Source organism: Methylobacterium sp. Gmos3 (genome assembly GCF_056430985.1).
Map to the genome: position 1 here is coordinate 132,165 of NZ_JBWJYL010000010.1, position 19,701 is coordinate 151,865.

12 protein-coding genes and 2 pseudogenes are annotated in these 19,701 nt (G+C 67.3%); 6 read left to right on the plus strand and 8 right to left on the minus strand.

Annotated elements, in window-relative coordinates; genetic code table 11:
- Positions 1-7 precede the first annotated feature (7 nt).
- From ACS5Q7_RS21210 to ACS5Q7_RS21220, 3 genes and pseudogenes are all read right to left on the minus strand, one after another.
- Positions 8-445, minus strand: a complete 438-nt coding sequence (locus tag ACS5Q7_RS21210; protein ID WP_478341278.1) for a winged helix-turn-helix domain-containing protein — start codon at positions 443-445, stop codon at positions 8-10.
- A pseudogene (locus ACS5Q7_RS21215) lies at positions 421-511 on the minus strand (DNA-binding response regulator); the annotation flags it as partial. The gene ACS5Q7_RS21210 and the pseudogene ACS5Q7_RS21215, both read right to left, overlap by 25 nt.
- A pseudogene (locus ACS5Q7_RS21220) lies at positions 500-799 on the minus strand (response regulator transcription factor); the annotation flags it as partial. The pseudogenes ACS5Q7_RS21220 and ACS5Q7_RS21215, both read right to left, overlap by 12 nt.
- A 519-nt stretch (positions 800-1,318) precedes the next feature.
- On the opposite strand from ACS5Q7_RS21220, the gene ACS5Q7_RS21225 reads away from it, so the two are divergent.
- Both ACS5Q7_RS21225 and ACS5Q7_RS21230 read left to right on the plus strand, forming a co-directional pair.
- A complete protein-coding gene (locus ACS5Q7_RS21225) occupies positions 1,319-1,972 on the plus strand; it encodes a response regulator (protein ID WP_478341250.1) in 654 nt (217 codons plus the stop codon).
- Between the two features lie 504 nt (positions 1,973-2,476).
- Positions 2,477-6,271, plus strand: coding sequence for a PAS domain S-box protein (locus ACS5Q7_RS21230; protein WP_478341251.1), 3,795 nt, complete (start codon positions 2,477-2,479; stop codon positions 6,269-6,271).
- Here the strand turns inward: ACS5Q7_RS21230 and ACS5Q7_RS21235 are convergent.
- From ACS5Q7_RS21235 to ACS5Q7_RS21245, 3 genes are all read right to left on the minus strand, one after another.
- Complete coding sequence (locus tag ACS5Q7_RS21235) at positions 6,186-7,514, minus strand: HlyD family type I secretion periplasmic adaptor subunit (protein WP_478341252.1); 1,329 nt, start codon at positions 7,512-7,514, stop codon at positions 6,186-6,188. The two genes, ACS5Q7_RS21230 and ACS5Q7_RS21235, sit on opposite strands and share 86 nt — an antisense overlap.
- Before the next feature lie 10 nt (positions 7,515-7,524).
- Positions 7,525-9,258 carry a type I secretion system permease/ATPase gene (locus ACS5Q7_RS21240; protein WP_478341253.1) on the minus strand — a complete coding sequence of 578 codons (1,734 nt, stop codon included), beginning with the start codon at positions 9,256-9,258 and terminating at the stop codon, positions 7,525-7,527.
- A 70-nt stretch (positions 9,259-9,328) separates the two neighbouring features.
- Entirely contained in the window at positions 9,329-11,290 is a 1,962-nt protein-coding gene (locus tag ACS5Q7_RS21245) for a hypothetical protein (RefSeq protein ID WP_478341254.1), read from the minus strand.
- Between the two features lie 348 nt (positions 11,291-11,638).
- On the opposite strand from ACS5Q7_RS21245, the gene ACS5Q7_RS21250 reads away from it, so the two are divergent.
- The 3 genes from ACS5Q7_RS21250 (at position 11,639) to ACS5Q7_RS21260 (ending at position 14,451) form a co-directional block, all read left to right on the plus strand.
- Complete coding sequence (locus ACS5Q7_RS21250; protein WP_478341255.1) at positions 11,639-11,860, plus strand: hypothetical protein; 222 nt, start codon at positions 11,639-11,641, stop codon at positions 11,858-11,860.
- Positions 11,861-12,232: 372 nt separating this feature from the next.
- Entirely contained in the window at positions 12,233-13,573 is a 1,341-nt protein-coding gene (locus tag ACS5Q7_RS21255; RefSeq protein ID WP_478341256.1) for an MFS transporter, read from the plus strand.
- 26 nt (positions 13,574-13,599) lie between these two features.
- Complete coding sequence (locus ACS5Q7_RS21260) at positions 13,600-14,451, plus strand: amidohydrolase family protein (RefSeq protein WP_478341257.1); 852 nt, start codon at positions 13,600-13,602, stop codon at positions 14,449-14,451.
- Positions 14,452-14,505: 54 nt separating this feature from the next.
- Here the strand turns inward: ACS5Q7_RS21260 and ACS5Q7_RS21265 are convergent, their stop codons facing one another.
- Both ACS5Q7_RS21265 and ACS5Q7_RS21270 read right to left on the minus strand, forming a co-directional pair.
- A complete protein-coding gene (locus ACS5Q7_RS21265) occupies positions 14,506-15,258 on the minus strand; it encodes an ABC transporter substrate-binding protein (protein ID WP_478341258.1) in 753 nt (250 codons plus the stop codon).
- A gap of 593 nt (positions 15,259-15,851) precedes the next feature.
- On the minus strand, positions 15,852-17,231 hold the full coding sequence (locus ACS5Q7_RS21270; protein ID WP_478341259.1) for an HD-GYP domain-containing protein: 1,380 nt from the start codon (positions 17,229-17,231) through the stop codon (positions 15,852-15,854).
- 311 nt (positions 17,232-17,542) lie between these two features.
- Here ACS5Q7_RS21270 and ACS5Q7_RS21275 point away from each other — a divergent pair, with 311 nt between their 5' ends.
- Positions 17,543-19,630, plus strand: a complete 2,088-nt coding sequence (locus ACS5Q7_RS21275; protein WP_478341260.1) for a catalase — start codon at positions 17,543-17,545, stop codon at positions 19,628-19,630.
- The last annotated feature ends 71 nt before the right edge of the window (positions 19,631-19,701 follow it).

The following is a 19,701-nucleotide window of genomic DNA, read 5'->3' on the forward strand; positions in this document are numbered from 1 at the left end:
CCTCGATCTACGCCGCGATCTCGATCTGACGCGCCGGCTGGTTCGCGGCCGAGACCTCCGCGTTGCGCCTTGTCCAGTCGACCTTGCAGGAAAAGACGTAGCCGGTTCCGTGGACGGATCGGATCAATTGCGGCCTGCGGCTGTCGCACTCGATCTTCCGGCGCAGGCGCGACACCTGCGCGTCGATGGTGCGGTCGAACGGGTTGCGATCGCGCGCCCGCGTCAGGTCCATCAACTGGTCGCGGTTCAGGGCTCGGCCGGGGCGCAGGACGAACTGCTGCAGGAGGTTGTACTCGCCCGTCGTCAGCGGCACCTCGTTCCCGTCCGGGTTGACCAGCTGCCGGCAATCCAGGTTGAACGTCCAGCCCGCGAAGGTCGCGACCCGGTCGACCACCCTCTGACCGTCTCCCGCCGTATCGCGCCGGCGCCGGAGAACGGCCTTCACCCGCGCCATCAATTCGCGTGGGCTGAACGGCTTGGTGACATAATCGTCCGCGCCGAGTTCGAGGCCGACGACGCGGTCGAAGATCGTCTTCTGGCCGCTGACGACGATGAAGCCCGGACCACCCGCCGCCCCGAACTCCCTCAAGACGTCGAGCCCATCCTGGCCTTGCAGGCCGATATCCAGAAGCACGATGTCGAACCGGTTCGTCTTGATGGCATTCCTGACCGACGGGACCTCACTGGCGGTCGAGACCGAAAATCCGTGCTTTGAGAAGTATTTCAGCATCATGTCGCGGATCTTCTCGTTGTCTTCGACGATCAGAACCCGACCCTGCTCCACGCTCTCGATGGACATGCGAAGCTCCTGAAGCGTAACGATCTCTTCGCCGAGCCGCAATCCGACATGGCAAGATCAATCAATTTATGGAAAGACATTTCTGCGAATTTTTTAGTCGATGAACTAAAACGATTATTTTTATCGAGCATCTTGAAAGTCGGAGCAAAATAGATCTTATTGTATCATTGCCATATACCGCCTCGTCGGGACAAACTTTGCAACCCGTGCGGAAGTAGGCTGGCGGTTACACAATCGTAAATACAGTTGTCATTTTGTACTAAGGGCAAGCCCGTACACGCCGATCCGCGCCCGCTGAGGTGATGTCGCGCCCGAGAACGCCCCCATCACCCTGCGTCAGGTTGACGCATGACGAGGGGCGGAACCGTGTCGGCGTGGAGGGATCGTCGCCTGCCCTGCCGACACGAGGCGCTCGGCGAGGTCTCGCCCGCAGGGAACGGGCGTCGGATACCGGCGCCAGCCGCGATATGCTAAGGCTCCGAGCGACTTGCCCAGTTGCGGCTGGAGGAACGGGCGGCGATGATGGCTTCGCGGGGGACCGCGCTCGTAGTCGACGACCACGAATTGTTCAGGATTGCCCTGTCTTCGATCCTGACCTCGCAGTTGAACTATGCGCTCGTTCTGGAGGCCGGCAGCGTCGATGAGGCGATGGAAGCCCTGGCCGCCAACCCGGAGATCGAGTTCGTCACGCTGGATCTGATCCTTCCCGGCTTCGAGGATTTCGGCGTGATCGGTGCGATCCGCGAGGCATTTCCGGCGCTGACGCTCGTCGCGGTGTCGGGCTCCGCTTCCTGGAACGATGCGCTCGAGTGCTTGAGAGCCGGCGCGCAGGGCTTCGTCCCGAAGGCGCTCTCGGCGGAGGAGATCGCGACCGCGTTGCGCCGCGTGATCGCGGGAGAGGTCTTCGTCCCGTCGCCGGACAAGGCGGGGTCCCATCTGTTTGCCAAGGTTGCGGCGAATCCCGGAGAGTCGAGGATCGGCACGCCGCCGCCGAGGACGAACCTCACGGCCAGGCAGGGCGAGGTCTACGAGCTTCTCCGCGAAGGACTGTCGAACAAGCAGATCGCGCGGCGGCTTGGCCTGTCCGCGAATACCGTGAAGGTCCATGTGCTCGCCGTCTGCCGCCACCTCGGGGTGAACGACCGCCGCGACGCGGCCCGCATTCCGGCCTGACGCCGAGGCTGCCTCACGAACCGGCCATCGGACGCGACTCGACCTCGCCGAGACTCCGATACACCTTTCCGACGGAGTGTTCGACGCCGGGCCATGTCGACGGAGCTCGCGGCCGCCAAGTGCTGTTATTCCGGTCTTTTGTTCAGAATTCAAAAACATATGTGTTCGAATTCCACGCAATTCACGAAATCGCTACGCTTTATCCTGTGGTTTAGTACCATTTCTAATACGATTTAGCGTCAGGAGTACGCTAGAGCGGATGGCCTCTTGTGCCCGGCCTGTGGCAAGGTCTGCCTCCCGCATCGCCAACGAGATGAGTCGAAGGACCTTTTGACCCTAGAGGCTGCCGGCTGAAGACATCGGCCGGTGGCGTAGAACCCTGGTTACTGAGAGGCGACCCAGCGCCGAGCTTTGCCCGGATGCGGAGGTGTTGCGATGGCCGGGCGCACGATGCTGCATTCCTTGGGGCAGAGTCTGATCTCCCCAAGTTCCCGATGGCATCCGTTGAAGGCGGCGCTGGCCGTCGCCGTCGCCGGGATGATCCTGGCCCTGTGCGCCGCGAAGTTGACGGAAGTCCGCAACGAAGGGATCGCGCGGTCGCGCCACGCCCTGGCCTCCGCCCGGGTCGCTTCACTCGTCGTGGAGCGGATGACCCTCTACGAGAAGGCCTTGAGGGGCATCCGCGGAGCCATCGTGGCCGTCGGGTCCGATGTCGTGACCAGCGAGGAATTCGGCCGGTACGCGGAGACCTGGAATATCGACGCCGAGTTTCCCGGGCTGAGGGGCTACGGCTTCATCCGCCGTGTCGCCCCCACGGACAAGGAAATCTTCGGACACAAGCGGGCGGACGGCGAACCCGACGTCATCCTCAGTCAGTTGTCGCCGGAGAGCAGGGAACGCTACGTCATCGAGTTCGTCGCGCCGTCCGGCCGCAACGCCGAGGCGGTCGGCCTCGACGTGGCATCCGAGGACCATCGGCGTGCGGCCGCGACCGAAGCCATGGAAACCGGCCGGGCGACGCTCACGGCACCGATCACCCTCGTCCAGGCCTCCGGCATGAGGGGGCAAGGTTTCCTGCTGTTCCTGCCGGTCGTGAAGCCCGGCGCCGTGACCGATGCGGTCGAGAGCCGGCGTGCCGCGACCGTCGGGTGGGCCTACGCCCCCCTCGTGATCGACGAGATGTTGTCCGCCGCGAACCTGGACCGCGAGGACGTCTCGGTCTCCATCCGCGACAAGGCATCCGGGAACGTGGAGTTCTTCAGGACGGACGATGCCGCCGACGGCGTGCCCTATCTTTCTCACGTGACGACGATCGCGCTGTTCGGGCGCGAATGGGAGGTGGCGACGCGGGCGAAACCCGCCTTCGTCGCCAACCTGGAGCTTCCGCACCCCATGAACATCGCCCTGATCGGCGTCGTGCTGACAGGGCTCATCGCATGCCTGCTCGCCGTCAGGATCTCCGCCATCCGCCTTCAGGTGCGGGCGGCGGCGGAGAACGCCCGCCTGGCTGCCATCGTCGCGAACGCGCAGGACGCCATCGTCGGCAAGAGCCTCGATGGGGTGATCACCGACTTCAACCCGGCGGCGGAACGCCTCTTCGGCATCCCGGCGGCCGAGGCCCTGGGCCGGGTGGCGGCCGAACTGACGATCCCGGAGGATGGCCGGGCCGAGGAGCGGATGACCCTGGTTCGCGCGGCGCTCGGCGAATCGACGCCCCCCAAGGCGTCCTGGCGGATGAACCGGGACGGCCACATGTTTCCCGTCCAGGTCAGCGCCGCGCCCATCCGCGCTTCGGACGGGACGGTGACGGGCGTCGCGACGGTCATCCGGGACGCCACCGAACAGGTGGCCGCCGAGGAGCGGATCCGGGCCCTCAACGCCACCCTCGAAGGCCAGGTGGCCGAGCGCACCGCCGCCCTCCAGGCCAGCTTCGCCCTGCAGCGCGCGGTGATCGCCAATGCCGGGTACACCGTCATCGCGACGGACCTCGACGGGACGATCACGCTGTTCAATCCGGCGGCGGAGCGGATGCTGGGCTACACGGCCGAGGAGGTCGTGGGGAAGATGACCCCGGCGGCGTTCCACGATCCCGAGGAGGTCGCGCGCCGCGCGGAGAGTCTCTCGGCGGAGATCGGAAGGCCGGTCGAGCCCGGCATCCACGTCTTCATCCCTCCCCCGAAACGGGGCAAGACGGAGACCGCCGAGTGGACCTACCTCACCAAGAGCGGTGAGCGCCTGCCGGTGCTTCTCAACGTCGGCATCCTCCATTCCGACGACGGACGCGATCTCGGCTACCTCGGCATCGCCATCGACCTGAGCGAGCGCTACCGCCACGAGGCCGAGATGCGGGCGGCCGAGGCAGGGACCTGGAGCTACGACGTGGCGACGGGCCGGGTGCTCCTCTCGGCCGAGTGCGCCCGCCAGCACGGCTTGCCCGACAGGGAGGTCGAGATCGACGTCGAGCGCGAGTGGCGCCAGCTCGCGCACGCGGACGATATCCCCCACGTGCTGAGCGGCCTCGCGCACGCCATCGCGCATGGCGGGAGTTACACGACCGAGTTCCGGGTGGTGCTGCCGGACGGTGGCATCCGCTGGATCGATGCGCGCGGACGGGTCGAGACCGACGCCTCCGGCCGGACGGTCCGCATCATCGGCCTGACCCTCGACACCACGGCGCGCAAGGAGGTCGAGATCGCCCTGTCGGAGGCCAAGGCCGAGGCCGAGCGGGCGAACCGGGCCAAGACGGACTTCCTGGCCTCGATGAGCCACGAGATCCGCACGCCGCTCAACGCGATCATCGGCTTCACCGACCTGATGCTGTCTTCGGGGCGGCTCGATTCCGTCTCCCGGCGTCAGGCGAATCTCGTGCGCTCCTCCGGTGCCGCCCTGCTCACCGTCGTGAACGACATCCTCGATTTCTCGAAGGTCGAGGCGGGGGTGGTCGAACTCGTCGAACGACCGTTCGCCCTGCACCACCTCCTCGACAATTGCGTCGCCATCGTGCGCGGGGCGGCCGACGCCAAGGACCTCGCCCTGCGGCTGCGGCTCCACCCCGCGCTGCCGCCATGGGTGCTGGGCGACGAGAGCCGCCTGCGGCAGGTGCTGCTCAACCTCCTCAACAACGCGGTGAAGTTCACGTCCACGGGTTCGGTCACGCTCGACGTCGCGCCGGATGACGACCCCTCGGGCGACCGGGTGAGGTTCCAGGTCGTCGACACCGGGATCGGCATCCCGGCGGACAAGCTCGACCGCCTGTTCCAGCGCTTCAGCCAGGTCGACGGATCGATCCAGCGTGAGTACGGGGGCACGGGGCTCGGCCTCGCCATCTGCCAGCGGTTCGTCGGCCTGATGGGCGGCAGGGTGGAGGTCTCCTCCGAGGCGGGCGTCGGCTCGACCTTCGCCTTCACCGTGCGCATACCGCCGACCGAACCCAAAGAGGCGGGATCGGCCGTTCCGCCGACACAGCTCGGCCGCCGCGGCCGGATTCTCCTGGTCGACGATTCCGGCGTGAACCGGGAACTCGCCGAGGCCCTGTTGACCGGCGCCGGGCATTCCGTCTGCGCCGTCAACGACGGGCAGGCGGCGGTGGATGCGGTCAAGGCCGAACGGTTCGACCTCGTGCTGATGGACGTCCAGATGCCGGGCATGGACGGGATGGCGGCCACGCGCGCGATCCGGGCGCTCGGGGCGGCGGCCGCGACGGTGCCCGTGATCGCGATGACGGCGAACGTCATGCCCGAGCAGGTGGAGGCGTACCGCGCGGCCGGGATGGACGACCACGTGGGCAAGCCATTCGATCGTGCCGATTTGCTGTCGACCATTGCCCGCCTGCTGCCGGCCGCGACCTCCGAGGAGGCGACGCCGCGTTCCGGGCTCGACGAGACCGTCTACCGCGCGACCAAGCGGACCCTCTCGCCGGCACGCCTGCGCGAGGTGCTGGACATCTTCATGGACGAGCTGAGGGCGTGCTTCCAGGGAGATCCTGCGGACGCGGCCTCCCGGGCCGAACTCCGACACCGCGCCCATACGCTCTGCGCGTCCTCGGCGATGATCGGGTTCACCGCCCTGTCGGTCGCCTGCCGCGAGGTCGAGGGCTTCGATGAGGCGAGGGTCGACCGGGAGGGCATCCAGGCTTACGCGGCGAAGCTCGCGGAGGCGCGGGACTTGGCCGAGCGCGCCCAGGAGACGATCGTGGGATTGATGGCCGAGACCGTCATTTCTCGCGGAAGGCGCGCCGGGCCTGATCGACCAAGGGCTTCGTCAGGTATGACAGGACGGTCCGGTCCGCGGTGCGGATGAAGGCTTCCACCGGCATGCCGGGGATCAGCTTCGCCCCGTCCAACCGGCCGAGCTCGTCCTTCGTGACGCCGAGGCGGACGAGGTAGTAGAAGGTCCCCGTGCGCTTGTCCTCGCTCACGTCGGCGGCGACACGGCTCACCCGCCCGTTCAGTTCCGGCGTGGTGCGCTGGTCGAAGCTCGGGAAGCGCAGGCCGGCTTCCTGCCCGGTTTGCAGCCTGTCGATGTCCTGGGGCGCCACGCGGACCTCCACCACCAGGGAGTCGGCGGTCGGCACGATCAGCATGATTGGCTCGCCCGGCGTGATCACGCCGCCGCGCGTATGCACGGACAATTCATGGACGTACCCGGTCTGCGGCGCACGGATATCGATGCGCTGCAACTGATCGAAGGCGGTGATCTTCTGCTCGGTGAGGGTCGCGGCCTTGGCGCGGTTCTCGGCGAGTTCCTTGGCGACCTCGCTACGGAGGTTCTGCTCCAGCTGGATGATCTGGAGTTCGGTCTCGGAGATCTTGCCCTTGGTCTGGGCGATGGTCGCGACGAGCACGCCGCGCTCGCCCTTCAGGCGGGACATATCGCGCTCCAGGCTGGTGAGCCGGTTCAGCTGCACGAGGTTCCGTTTCCAGAGGCCTTCGACACCCTCGTATTCGCGGCCGATGATCGTCGTCTCCTGCTCCTTCGCCGCCGCCTGCTCCTCGAGCCCCTTGATCTCCTCGCGCAACTGCCCGATCCGCTGCTGCAACTGGGCCTTCTGCCCGTCCCGGGCGTCCCGCCGGAACTGGAACAGCTTGCGCTCGCCGTCGATGATCCGGGCGACCTCGGGGCCGGCTCCCGCCAGGTCCGCCGGGAACGCGACCGCGTCGCGGCCGTCGCGCTCGGCTTCGAGACGCGCGTTGCGGGCGGCGATCTCCCACAGGCTCTTGCTCACGCTGTCGAAGGTGGCCCGTGCCGTCGTGGCATCGAGCCGGATCAGGAGGTCGCCGGCCTGCACCCGCGCCCCTTCCTCGACGAGCAGGTCCGCGACGACGCCGCCGGTCGGATGCTGAACCTTCTTGATGTTGCTCTCCACCACCAGGGAGCCCGAGGCGATGATCGCGCCGGAGAGTTCCGTCGCCCCGGTCCACGCCCCCGCAGCGAGGGCGACCGTGACGATGGCGGCCACCCCGGCGATGTGGCGACGGAGGGAGCGACGCGTGCCGGCGGTGGGATCCGCCTCCGGTGCCGCAGGCCTGTCGAGCTTCGTCATGCGATCCTCTTCAAGCGACCCGTGTGGGAACCTGCCGCGTCAGCGCGTTCAGCTTGGCGAGAACGTCGTCGCGCGGGCCGTGCAGCTGCACCCGGCCGTCGGCCAGGACGAGGATGCGGTCCACCGCCGTCAGCGCGCTCGGCCGGTGCGCGACCACGACGGCGATGCCGCCCCGGGCGCGCACCGCCTGGACGGCGGCCGACAGGGCCCGGTCGCCCTCGACGTCGAGGTTGGAGTTCGGCTCGTCGAGCACGACGAGGAACGGGTCGCCGTAGAGCGCCCGCGCCAGGGCGATCCGCTGCCGCTGGCCGCCGGACAGGCCGAGGCCGCCCGGCCCGACGCGGGCATCGTAGCCCCCCGGCAACCGCAGCACGATGTCGTGGACGCCGGCCGCCCGCGAGGCATGGAGAAGGGCCTCGGGGTCGGGCTCGGCGTCGAACCGCGTGATGTTCTGCGCGATCGTGCCGTCGAACATCTCGATGTCCTGCGGCAGGTAGCCCACCGCGCGGCCGAGGGCGTCGGGATCCCATTGGTCGATGGCGGCACCGTCGAAGCGGATCACCCCCCGGTTTGGGCGCGCGAGGCCGACGAGGGCGCGGGCGAACGTCGACTTGCCGGATCCGCTGGGACCGATCACCCCCAGCGCGCTGCCGGGGGCGAGGGCGACGTTGACGTCGTGGAGAACCAGCGTGTCCGTGCCGGGCGCGGCGATGGAGAGGGCGGTGATCCGCACGCTCTCCCGGGGCGCGGGAAGGGGCGTGAGGGCGGCCGGTTCCCGCCGGGGCAGGAAGGCGACGAGCCGTGTCCAGGCTTGGCGGGCCGCCGCGAAGGCTTTCCAATTGGCGATGGCGAGGTCGACCGGCGCCAGGGCGCGCGCCGAGAGGACCGTCGCGGCCAGCATCACGCCCGCCGTCGCTTCCTCTCGCACCACCAGATAGGCGCCGAGGCCGAGGATGCCCGATTGCAACACGGTGCGCGTCAGGCGCGCGGCGGCGCCGAAGCCGATGGCGAGGTCGTTGCCGGTGATCGCCGTGTCGAGAGTCCGCTTCGCCCGGTCCTGCCAGAGCGCCGTCATCCGCGCCCGCATCCCCAGCGCCGACAGGAGAGGCGCCGTCCGGTGCGCCATGTCGACGAAGGCGCGGCGCTCGCCGGTCACGCGCACGCCCTCCCGGGTCGAGGCGGCGGTGGCCCAATCGGTCACCATGGTGAGAAGGCACAAGAGCACCGCGCCGACGGCGATGGCGGTGCCGAGCCACGGGTGGAACAGGAAGCAGACGGCGATGTAGAGCGGCACCCAGGGCAGGTCGAAGAACGCCGTGAAGGCGAGGCTCGCGAGGAAGCCCCGCACGGTGTCGAGGTCGCGCAGGGCCTGCGGGCCGTCGTCGGTGCGGGGCATCTCGGCGCCGCGCGCCAGCAGGGTGCGGAAGATGCGTCCGCCGAGCCGCTCCTCCACGAGGCGGCCGAAGCGGGCTAGGATCCGGGCGCGGAAGATCTCCAGAAGGCTCTGGATCAGGAACAGGAGCAGGGCGATGCCGGCGAGGCCCACCAGCGTCGCGATGCTCCGGCTCGGCAGCACGCGGTCGTAGACCTGGAGCATGAAGATCGGCGCCGTCAGCATCAGCGCGTTGACGAGGCCGCTGACGATCATGACCGTGGCGAGGGATCCGCGACCGGCCCAGGCCGCCGCCCAGAATTCCCGCCGTGTCGCGGCTCGCACTTCACGCTCGTCGCTCACGGGACGCATCTCCGGCTTCTCGATGGGGGCGTGTCGCTGGGGCGGCCCCCGCCACGGAGGGTGGCGGGGGCGCTTCGGCTCAGAGGCCGAGCAGGTGGATGCCGGTCGTCACGCCATGCGCCGTCGGATCGGCCTGCGCCGCATGGGCATGACCGCCGAGGTCGAGGGAGGCGAGGCCGAGATCGGTCATCACGTCGTGCGAGGCTCCCGCCTCGGTCGGAGCGGCCGCCGCCACCGGGACGATGGCGTGGAGCTGACCGATGAGGGAATCGGCTCCGCCCCCGGTCTGCGGGAAGGCGATGTGGTCTCCCGTCAGGAGGTTGGCGCTCAGGGCGCTCGGCTCGCCGGCCGGCGCGGAGAGCGCGCTGGCCTGAACGGTGTGGGAGACATCCGTGCCCGGCGACAGGACGGCGACGTCGGCGGCGGGCGTCGCCGTCGCGGGGCCGGCCGAGGCGACGACGAGCGGATGGCTTCCGGACGCGTCGCCGGTCAGCCCGCCGAGAAGGCCGCCGAGCGGGTTGCCCGCTCCGCCCGATCCGGCATTGGCGAGCAGGCCCGTCACGGAGCCCACCACGCCGCTCGCGGCCTCGACCCCATGCCCGGCATCCGCGACCGCTTGGCCGATGGCCGCCGTCCCGTTGCCGCTCACGAGGGCACCGGGCAGGTTCGCGGCATCGGTCAGGAGATTGCTGGTCTCGCCCAGTTCGCCCAGGCCGAGGGTGTTGCCGAGACCGATCACCGAATGGATGGGATCGTTGATGACGGGCACGGCGTGGCCCGCCTGCTCGAGACCCGCGTGCACGCCGTCGATCACCTGATTGGCCAGACCGGCCACCGGCTGGGCCGGGGCGCCCTGGCCCAGCACGTTGCCCACGCCGCTCAGCGGCGTCCCCACGCCGCCGAGCCCGCTCGCGAGACCGGTCACGCCGCCGAGAAGGCCACCCGCCGCGCTCGCCACCGCACCGGTATCGCTCAGGATCGGCGACAGGGCGGCGAGACCTTCGCCCTGGACGAGGCCGCCCGGCAGAGCCGCGACATCGGTCAGGAGGTTGCCGCCCTCGCCGAGATGGCCGAGCCCGACCGTCTCGCCGAGATGGGTCAGGCCATGGATGGCATCGTTGAGCGGAAGGATTTGATGCCCGACATCCTCCAGGGTCGTGTGAAGATCCAGGATCCCCGTATTGGCGAGGTTCGTGACCGGCGCCAGCGGACCGTTCCCGGCGAGAAGACCGCCTTGGCCCAGCGTGCCGGTCAGCGAGCCGACCAGCGTGTCGGCCGCACCGAGGACATGGCCGAGATCGGTCAGCACCGGGCTCGCCGAGGCGAGGCCGCCGCCGCCCAGGAGCGAGCCGGGAAGCGTGGACAGGTCGGTCAGCAGCGTTCCGCCCTCACCGAGATGGCCGAGCCCGACGGTTTCGCCGAGACCCGTCACCGCGTGGATCGGAGCGTTGAGCACGGGGATCTGATGGCCGGCATCCTCCAGGGTCGCATGGGTGTCGAGGACGGCTTGGTTGAGGGTCAACTCGACCGGCGCGAGGACGCTGCCGCTCCCGACAAGCCCATTGCCTTCGGCGGGCACCGCCGTAACCGCGTTCGCCAGCCCGTTGGCCGCCAGCGCGATGCTCCCGGCATCGTTCAGGATCGGAGCGACGGCGGCGGGGTCGGTCGGATTGGCCGCGATGCCGCCGAGATCGGTCAGGATGTTGCCACTCTGGCCGAGATGGCCGAGCCCGATCGTCTCGCCGAGATTGGTCACGCCGTGGATGGGCCCGTTCGCGGGCGCGACCTCGTGGCCGGCCGTCTCGAGCTGAGCATGCGTGCCGAGGACGATCTGGTTGGCGGTCGCCGCGATGGCGTCCGGAAGTTGCGACGAATCCGTATCGCCGGCGCCGGTCGCGCTTTCGACGATGGAGGCGATGGGGCCGAGGCTGCCGAGCTGCCCCGTCGAGAGGGCGGTCGAGGACAAGAATGCGCCCGGCCCGCCGAGCCATTCGAGGGAGCGGGACGACGAACCGAGAAGGGACAAGGGAGATGCGGACATGGAAACCTCCAGTTTCGCCGTCCAACATCGATGTACAATCCAGAGTTGCCGCTTCGAGGTTCTGGTATCGTCGGCATTATTAACCGATCACGACCAAACTGCACCAAGTTTAAGTCTCTCGCGCGGATCGATGCGCGAAGAAGCGTCTTTTACCCGCCAACTCGACGCGGTCCCGAAGGAAATTTCGTATTCAAAACACAGAGGCGCGAAAAACAACCCGGTTGAGCCTGCCGGAAATTCGCTCAACACTCATTCCATTATATAACTATTAACCGTGTGCTTTCTGCCGCGTGAACTCGCTTATAGGTTGTAAGTTGACCGGCCACTCGTGGTAAGCCGGTGATCGACATGCCGCACTCGATCTTCATCAAAGAACGAAAAGGTGCCGTGGGGCGTCCGCCAGAACTCATTGCCTACGACATCGACAGCGTGGCACTGGCCAATCGGCTGGTCCGATCCATCGCCAAGTCGAGCCGCGTGAATGGATTCGATCGGGCTACACGTCAGCGCTGGTTCAAAGTGAAGGACTCGCTCTTTTATGTGTATCGAATGAGGATTGACGGTCATTGAACGTCGTTCACTCAGATACCTGACAGCATCGGGTCGAAAAGCGCGCTCGGAATTTGACCTGGCCAGGCGGCGCGAGCGTCAAAGCCTATCGGCCGCCCTTCACGTCTGCCTGATTCACGTATAGCGCCGCCTCTCGCCGGGGCCGAAACTCATTCGCGCCAACGGCGAACTGGCGTCGATCTGTGGTGCGTGCGCGTGGGCGATGAATATCGCGAACAAAGCGCGGAACGAACTCCGTCTACGGTCGGTGATACTGGAGAAGCCGTCAAACGCTCCGTCCCGGTGCATTCGTATGGCTGATAGGGCTCGATACTGCTAGAACCGTCCGCGCCTGCGAAGTCGAAGAAAACGACGCGGCTGGGGAGAACGGATATGGCACCGACGAGCGTTCCCTCCGCGCTGCCGGAGATCGAACGGCGCACCATGCGCAAGGTTGGTTGGCGCATCGTTCCGTTTCTCGTGCTCTGTTACTTCATCGCCTACGTCGACCGGGTGAATGCCGGTTTCGCCGCCCTGACCATGAACAAGGATGTCGGCCTCACCCAGGCGATGTTCGGCATCGGGGGAGGTTTGTTCTTCGTTGCTTATGTTCTTTGCGAAGTGCCAAGCAACATCGCGATGGAAAAGTTCGGGGCGCGTCTCTGGATCGCGCGGATCATGATCACCTGGGGCATCGTCGGCGCGGCGATGGCCTTCGTGGTCGGTCCTTACAGTTTCTATCTCGGCCGCTTCCTGTTGGGCGCGGCCGAAGCCGGCTTCTTCCCCGGCGTGATCCTGTACCTGACCTATTGGTTCCCGAAGGCCTACCGGGCCCGGATCGTGGCCATGTTCATGGTGGCGATCCCGATCTCGTCCTTTCTCGGCTCGCCGCTATCGGCCGGACTGCTTCAGCTCGACGGTGCCGCGGGGCTGCATGGCTGGCAATGGCTGTTCATCGCCGAGGCGATTCCCGCGATTCTGCTGGGGCTGGCCGCTCTTTTCATGCTGCCGAGCCGACCGGCGGAGGCGACATGGCTGGCGCCGGAAGAGCGCGCCTGGCTGGAAGATCGGCTGGAGGCGGACAAGGCCGGGGCCGCGCCGGTCGCCCATCACCTGCCGCTCATGAAGGTGCTCGCGAACAAATACATATGGGCGCTGGCGCTGATTTACTCGGGCTCTTCAGCGACCAGTAACGCATTGTCGTTGTGGCAGCCGCAGATCATCAAGTCATTCGGTCTATCGAATCTGGAGACCGGGCTGCTCAACATGATCCCCTTCGGCATCGCCTCGGCGTTCATGATCTTCTGGGGTCTTCGCGCCGACAAGTCCGGCGAACGGGTCTGGAGCACGGCGCTGCCGCTGGCGCTGACCTGCATCTGCATGTTGGCCACGAACCTGACGAGTTCGCTGACTGTCACGATGATCCTGCTGAGCTTCACCCTGCTCGGTAACTACGCGATCAAGGGACCGTTCTGGGCGATGGCGACCGAGTGGCTCTCGGCGGGCACGGCTGCGGCCGGGATCGCGGCGATCAACACGCTCTCCCACCTCGGCACCGGCATCGCCTCCTGGCTGCTCGGCGTGATCAAGGATGCCACCGGCAGCTTCCCGATGGGCCTGCTGCCGCTGGTCTTCCTCACGGGCGCCGGCAGCATCATGACGTTGATCCTCGGCCGCGGCAGCCGCGCGCGGGCGGCCGCCCCTCCTCCGGCCGCCACGGGGTCGCGGGTATGATGTCGCGACGGCAATTCCAGGGTGGCATGGCCGCTGCCGCCTTGATGCCGCGCTCCGCGATGGCCGGGCCGATCACGGCGATCGACAGCCACGCGCATGTCTTCAAGCGCGGCCTGAAGCTCGCGCCATCCATCCGCTACGCGCCGGATTACGACGCGACGCCCGAGGACTACATCAAGGTTCTCGAGACCAACGGTATTTCGAACGCGGTCCTCATCCAGCCGAGCTTCCTCGGCACCGACAACAGCTACATGCTGGACGCGCGACAAAACCATCCGGCGCGCTTCCGCTGCGTCGCGGTCGTCGACCCCGATATCTCCGGCGATGACCTGAAGGCCCTGGATGCCGCCGGTGTGGTCGGCGTGCGCCTCAACCTGATAGGCCAGCCGGACCCGCCGCTGGCGAACCCGGTATGGCGCACGCATCTCGCGCGTCTCGCCGCCCTTAACTGGCATGTCGAGATCCAGGCCGAGGGGCGGCGCTGGCCCGACCTGCTCCCGCCCCTCCTCGATGCGGGGGTGACCATCGTGGCCGACCATTTCGGCAAGCCCGACCCCAAGGCCGGCGTCGACGATCCCGGCTTCCGCCGCATCCTGGAGGCCGGGCGCACAGGCCGCATCTACCTCAAGCTGTCGGGTCCCTACCGAAACGGACCCGAGGGCGATGCCATTGCGAAGGCGGCGATTCCGCTGCTCCGCGCGCATCTCGGCCTCGATCATCTCGTCTGGGGCAGCGATTGGCCGAACACGGGGTTCGAAGGCAAGGCGCCTTACGCCGCGATGCTGGCCAACCTGACGATGTGGCTGCCCGACCCCGCAGACCGCAAAGTCGTGCTGGTGGACACGCCGAGGACGCTCTTTCGGTTCCCAGCCGCCTGATCCTGCGGCGATTCCCGGCCCCGTCGCGGCGCGGGGAGCGCCTGTCCGGGCCGGCTATCGCGGCAGCCCCTCCGCCTTGGGGGCGACCGTCGCATCGTGTTGACCGCTGCGCGCGAGCGCGGCGGCCACGAAGCCCGATGCCTTCATCTCCTCGATGAAACGACTGAGGTAGGCCAGCGCCGCGTCGCGTCCTTTCGGCACCGCCATCGCTTGCTCGATGGCCATGAAGCGCCCGGGGAGCACCCGCACATCCGCATGATCGCGTGCGTAGAGTTCGAGCGGTTGCCTGACCGAGGCGACCACGTCGAGCCGATCCCGTTGAAACAGCTCCAGCGCCGCTTGCGAGGTCGGCGCGAACACGCGTTCCGCCGAGGTCAGGGCACGGCTCAGATAGAGGTCGTAGGCCGTATTCCGCCCGACAGCGATCTTCACGCCGGGCTGGTCGACCTGCTCGTTCGCCGTGAGGGGTGAACCCTTGGCCACCATGTACGCCCCCTCGATGATCACGTAGGGCGGAGTGAAGGCGATGGTCTCGGCCCGTTGCGGGTCGATGGCGAGGAAGGCGACGTCCCACGTGTGCGGGCCGTTCAGCGCCGCGACGACCTTGCCGGCCGTGTCGAAGGTCTCGAACGACACCGGAACCTTCAGCCGGCGGCCGAGCTCACGGGCGAGGTCGGCCGAGATCCCGGCGGGCTCTCCGTCCGGCCCCTTCTGGGCGAGGACGATGTTGCCGTAATTGATGGCGGCCCGCAGTGTCCCCGTCGGCGCGATGCCATGGGCGATTTCGCCATCGTCCGCTTTCGCCATGCTGCATTCTCCGATCATCAGCGAGACAAGTAGCACACCGATTGCGGCCGGCATTCGCATGAGGGCGATACGCGTCATCGTGGGCTCATCCTCCTGGCGCGACCCGGACTCGTTCCATCGCCTCGGCCTCGGCGCCGAATTCGGATCACAGGATAGACACTGGCCTATTCGCCGAGACCGATCCACCGGCGCCGCACGGCGTGGCGCCAGCCGATGTCGGTTCCGCGGACGATCCAAAGCAAACCGAAACCGCTCTCGTCGTGATCCGTCGAAAAAAGTGCGGCCAAGCCGCCAGTTGCATCAAATGCGACCCAAATTCTTTTGGTTCTTGACTGGGATAGCCCTCATTCTACAGCAGCCGGGCAGGTCGATTGTCGAAGCGTCAATCCTTCTCCGCTAAACAGAAAGTCTTGCAGAGTTGGGGTGTCTGTCCATGCTGAGGAGCGTCGTCACCTTCCTGTGCCTTGGCTTCGTGGGATCGCGGGCCTGCGGGAACGCGGTGCGCGCGATGACCCTTCTGGCCGCTCCCGCGTCCCTCTCTGTTCGCGGCGTTCGCGGTCCCTCGGGCGCGATCCGTTAAGCGCCGGGGCCGCTCAGGCCGCCCGAGCGAGATCGCCCTCGATCGCGGTGAGCGCCCGCTCCAGCGCACCGAAGCACAGGGGATCGAACGCGGTGCCGAGGTCCGCGCGCATGATGCCGAGTGCCTTGTCCAATGGCATCGCCGCCCGGTAGGGCCGGTTGGCCGTCAAGGCATCGAACACGTCGGCCACCGACACGATGCGCGTCTCGAAAGCGATCTCGTCGCCGTTCAGCCCACGCGGATAGCCCTTGCCGTCCAGTCGCTCATGATGGCCGCCGCCGATGCAGGCCATCTCATGAAAAACCGGGACGCGACTGAGGATGGTCTCGGACAAGGCCGCATGATTGCGCATGTCCCGCCACTCGGCCTCGTCCAGCTTGCCGTTCTTGTCGAGGATGGCGTTCGAGACCCCGAGCTTGCCGACATCGTGCAGGAGCGCGGCCCGTTTGAGCCAGCGTCGGCGTTCCAAGGTGAAGCCGAGTTCGGCCGCGATCATATCGGCGTAGACCGCCACGCGCTCCGAATGGCCGGAGGTGAAAGGGCTCTTGGCATCGATGATCTGGGCGAAGGCGCGCGCGATGTCGTCGAGGTAATCCTCATCGACCGTGATCGGGCTGACCGGTGCCAGTGCGAGAACCGCAGATTCGACCCTGTCCGAAGCCAGGGTCTCCCAGAAGCCCGGTTCGGTGGCGACCCTCTCGAAGCAGGCGACGATGTGAGGATCAAACCATGTGCCGGAGCGCGCCCGCACCTCGGCCAGCGCGGCGGCGGGGCCGGCCGCCGTGTGGAACACGTCCACCACCTGCGCCAGCAGCGCAACGCGGGCGTAGAGCGGGATCGCGGGACCCGCGAGACGGTCCGGCCGGCCGGTGCCGTTCCAGTGTTCGTCCAGGGCGTGGATGGCGTCGCAGACGCTCGCCGGAAAGCGGAGTTGCTTGGCGATCTGCGCCCCACGCTGGCAGCGGGTCTGGATGAGGTCGTCGACGATGGCGCCGCCGTTCTGCAGGATGTTGAGCACGGCGCGGAACCGGTCGGCCAAGCCCGCCTTCAGCCCCGTATGGGAGAACACGAAGCCCAGCACCTTCGGCAGGCTGTCGCTGACAGTCTTGAAGTCGCGCTTGAAAGTAAGGTCGTCGGACAGATACAGCTCACAAATGCGCGCAGCATTGCTGGAGCAGCCCAGATCCTTCAGCATGACGGTGTGATAGAGTTCCCACAGCTGAAGGTCCGGCAGGCCCATCGTCCGCCCGATGTGGAAGCCGATCCAGGTCGCGCGCACGCAATGCCCGACCGGCTGGCCCTCCGTCAGATCGAGGGCGTGACTGAGGGCACCGAGAACGTCAGCGAGCTGAACAATCCTCATCTCCGGATCATCACCCGATACCGTCCGCATGACGAACGCCCAGCCTTCCCGCTCACTGACGCAGAATGCCTGCAAAAGTTGAGTAAAGCGTTGCGCGCAGGCGCGACCAGTAAGGCGACAAGACTCTCGCGGCGTTGGGTTGTCCTGTCATACCCCTGATCGTCGGGCGCTTGCCGCCCCTGCCACTGATTCAGATCATATCCAGATCATATCGGTGGCCACGTTCATCCACCGCGGCGGCATCCGCTTCACGCATTCCGGGATCGCCCTGTCACCGCTCCCGCACAATGGGGAAACTTACTGCCCCGCTTCCGGTTGGCCTTCCACCCAGGAGGGATGCCATGACCAAACTCAGTTCACTCAATGCCGGCCACGGCGGTGAGACCCATCAGACTGCCGATGCCGATCACCCCGTGCTGACCACGAACCACGGCACGCCGGTTTCCGACAACCAGAACCAGCTCAAGGCCGGGGCGCGCGGTCCCGTTCTCCTCGAGGATGAGGTCTACCGCGAGAAGATCAATCACTTCGACCACGAGCGCATCCCGGAGCGGATCGTCCACGCGCGCGGCTCCGCGGCGCATGGCTACTTCGAGTGCACCGAGAGCCTCGCGGACATCACCGTCGCGGACCTGTTCCAGAAGAAGGGCCAGCGCACCGAGGTGTTCACCCGCTTCTCCACCGTGGCGGGCGGCGCGGGCTCGATCGACACGCCCCGCGACGTGCGCGGCTTCGCGGTCAAGTTCTACACCCGCGAGGGCAACTGGGACCTCGTGGGCAACAACATCCCGGTGTTCTTCATCCAGGATGCGATCAAGTTCCCGGACCTGATCCACGCCGCCAAGATGGAGGCCGACCGGGGCTATCCGCAGGCGGCCACCGCCCACGACACCTTCTGGGACTTCATCAGTCTCATGCCGGAATCGACCCACATGATCATGTGGGCCATGTCGGACCGGACGCTGCCGCGCACCTTCGCCAACATGGAGGGCTTCGGCGTCCACACCTTCCGGTTCATCAACAAGGAGGGGAAGAGCACCTTCGTCAAGTTCCACTGGAAGCCGAAGGCCGGCCTCGCCTCGACCATCTGGGACGAGACCGTGAAGATCGCCGGAGCCGACCCGGACTTCCAGCGCCGCGACCTGTTCGAGCGCATCGGCCGGGGCGACTTCCCGACCTGGGAACTCGGCGTCCAGCTGTTCGACGAGGAATTCGCCAACAGCCAGCCCTACGACGTCCTCGACGCCACCAAGATCATCCCCGAGGAGGTGCTGCCCGTCCGCATCGTCGGCAAGATGGTCCTCGACCGCTACCCGGACAACTACTTCGCGGAGACCGAGCAGGCGGCCTTCGTGCCGAGCCATGTCGTGCCGGGTATCGGCTTCACGAACGATCCGCTGCTCCAGGGCCGGCTGTTCAGCTACACCGACACGCAGCTCTCGCGGCTGGGCTCGGTGAACTTCCACCAGTTGCCGATCAATTCTGCGAAGGGGCGAGCCTCGGCGGCCGGCTGTCCGTTCATGAACCAGCAGCGGGACGGCCACATGCAGATGGCCGTGCCGAAGGGACGCGCCAACTACGAACCCAACAGCCTCGCCAAGGTCGGCGAGCCGGGCGGTGCTCGCGAGGACGCCACGAAGGGCTACATCACCTTCCCCTCGGAGGAGGAAGGGCAGAAGCTGCGCGTCCGGCCCGAAAGCTTCGCCGACCACTACAGCCAGGCGCGGCTGTTCTTCCGCTCGATGGACCCGGCCGAACAGGCGCACATCGCCTCCGCGCTGGTCTTCGAACTCTCGAAGGTGAGCCTGGAGCACATCCGGCTGGCGATGGTCGCCAACCTGCGCAACGTCGATGAGGATCTGGCGACCCGTGTCGCCGACGGGCTGGCGATGGACCTGCCCCCCGCCTCGCCGACCGCTGCGCCGGTGCTGGACATGGCGCCGTCACCGGCCCTGCGCATCATCCGTGGTCCCCTCGAACGGCACACGCTGGAAGGCCGCACCATCGGCATCCTGATCGCCGATGGGACGGATGCGGACGAGCTGCAATCGCTGAAGAAGGCGGTCAAGGCGGCGGGCGGGCACGCGATGACCGTCGCCCCGAAGGTCGGCAAGGTTCCGCTCTCGGACGGATCGGTCATCGCCGCCGACGCGCAACTGTTCGGCCAGCCGTCGGTGACGGTCGATGGCTGCGCGGTGATCCTGTCCAAGAAGGCCGCAGGCCAGCTCGTGAAGGAGGCCGCTGCGGTGCAGTGGGTGATGGATGCCTTCGGGCACCTCAAGGCGATCGGCCACAACGCTGCCGCCAAGCCCCTGCTCGATAAGGCTGGGGTCGAGGCGGACGAGGGCGTGACCGACCTCAAGGGCTTCGTCGAGGCGGCGAAGAAGCGTTACTGGGACCGCGAGCCGAAGGTCCGCACGCTGGCCTAACCTAACGGACGCGGCCGTTCGGTGGGCCCGTTGCCACCGGACGGCCTCCGCACTGCGGCGGGGCGATCTCG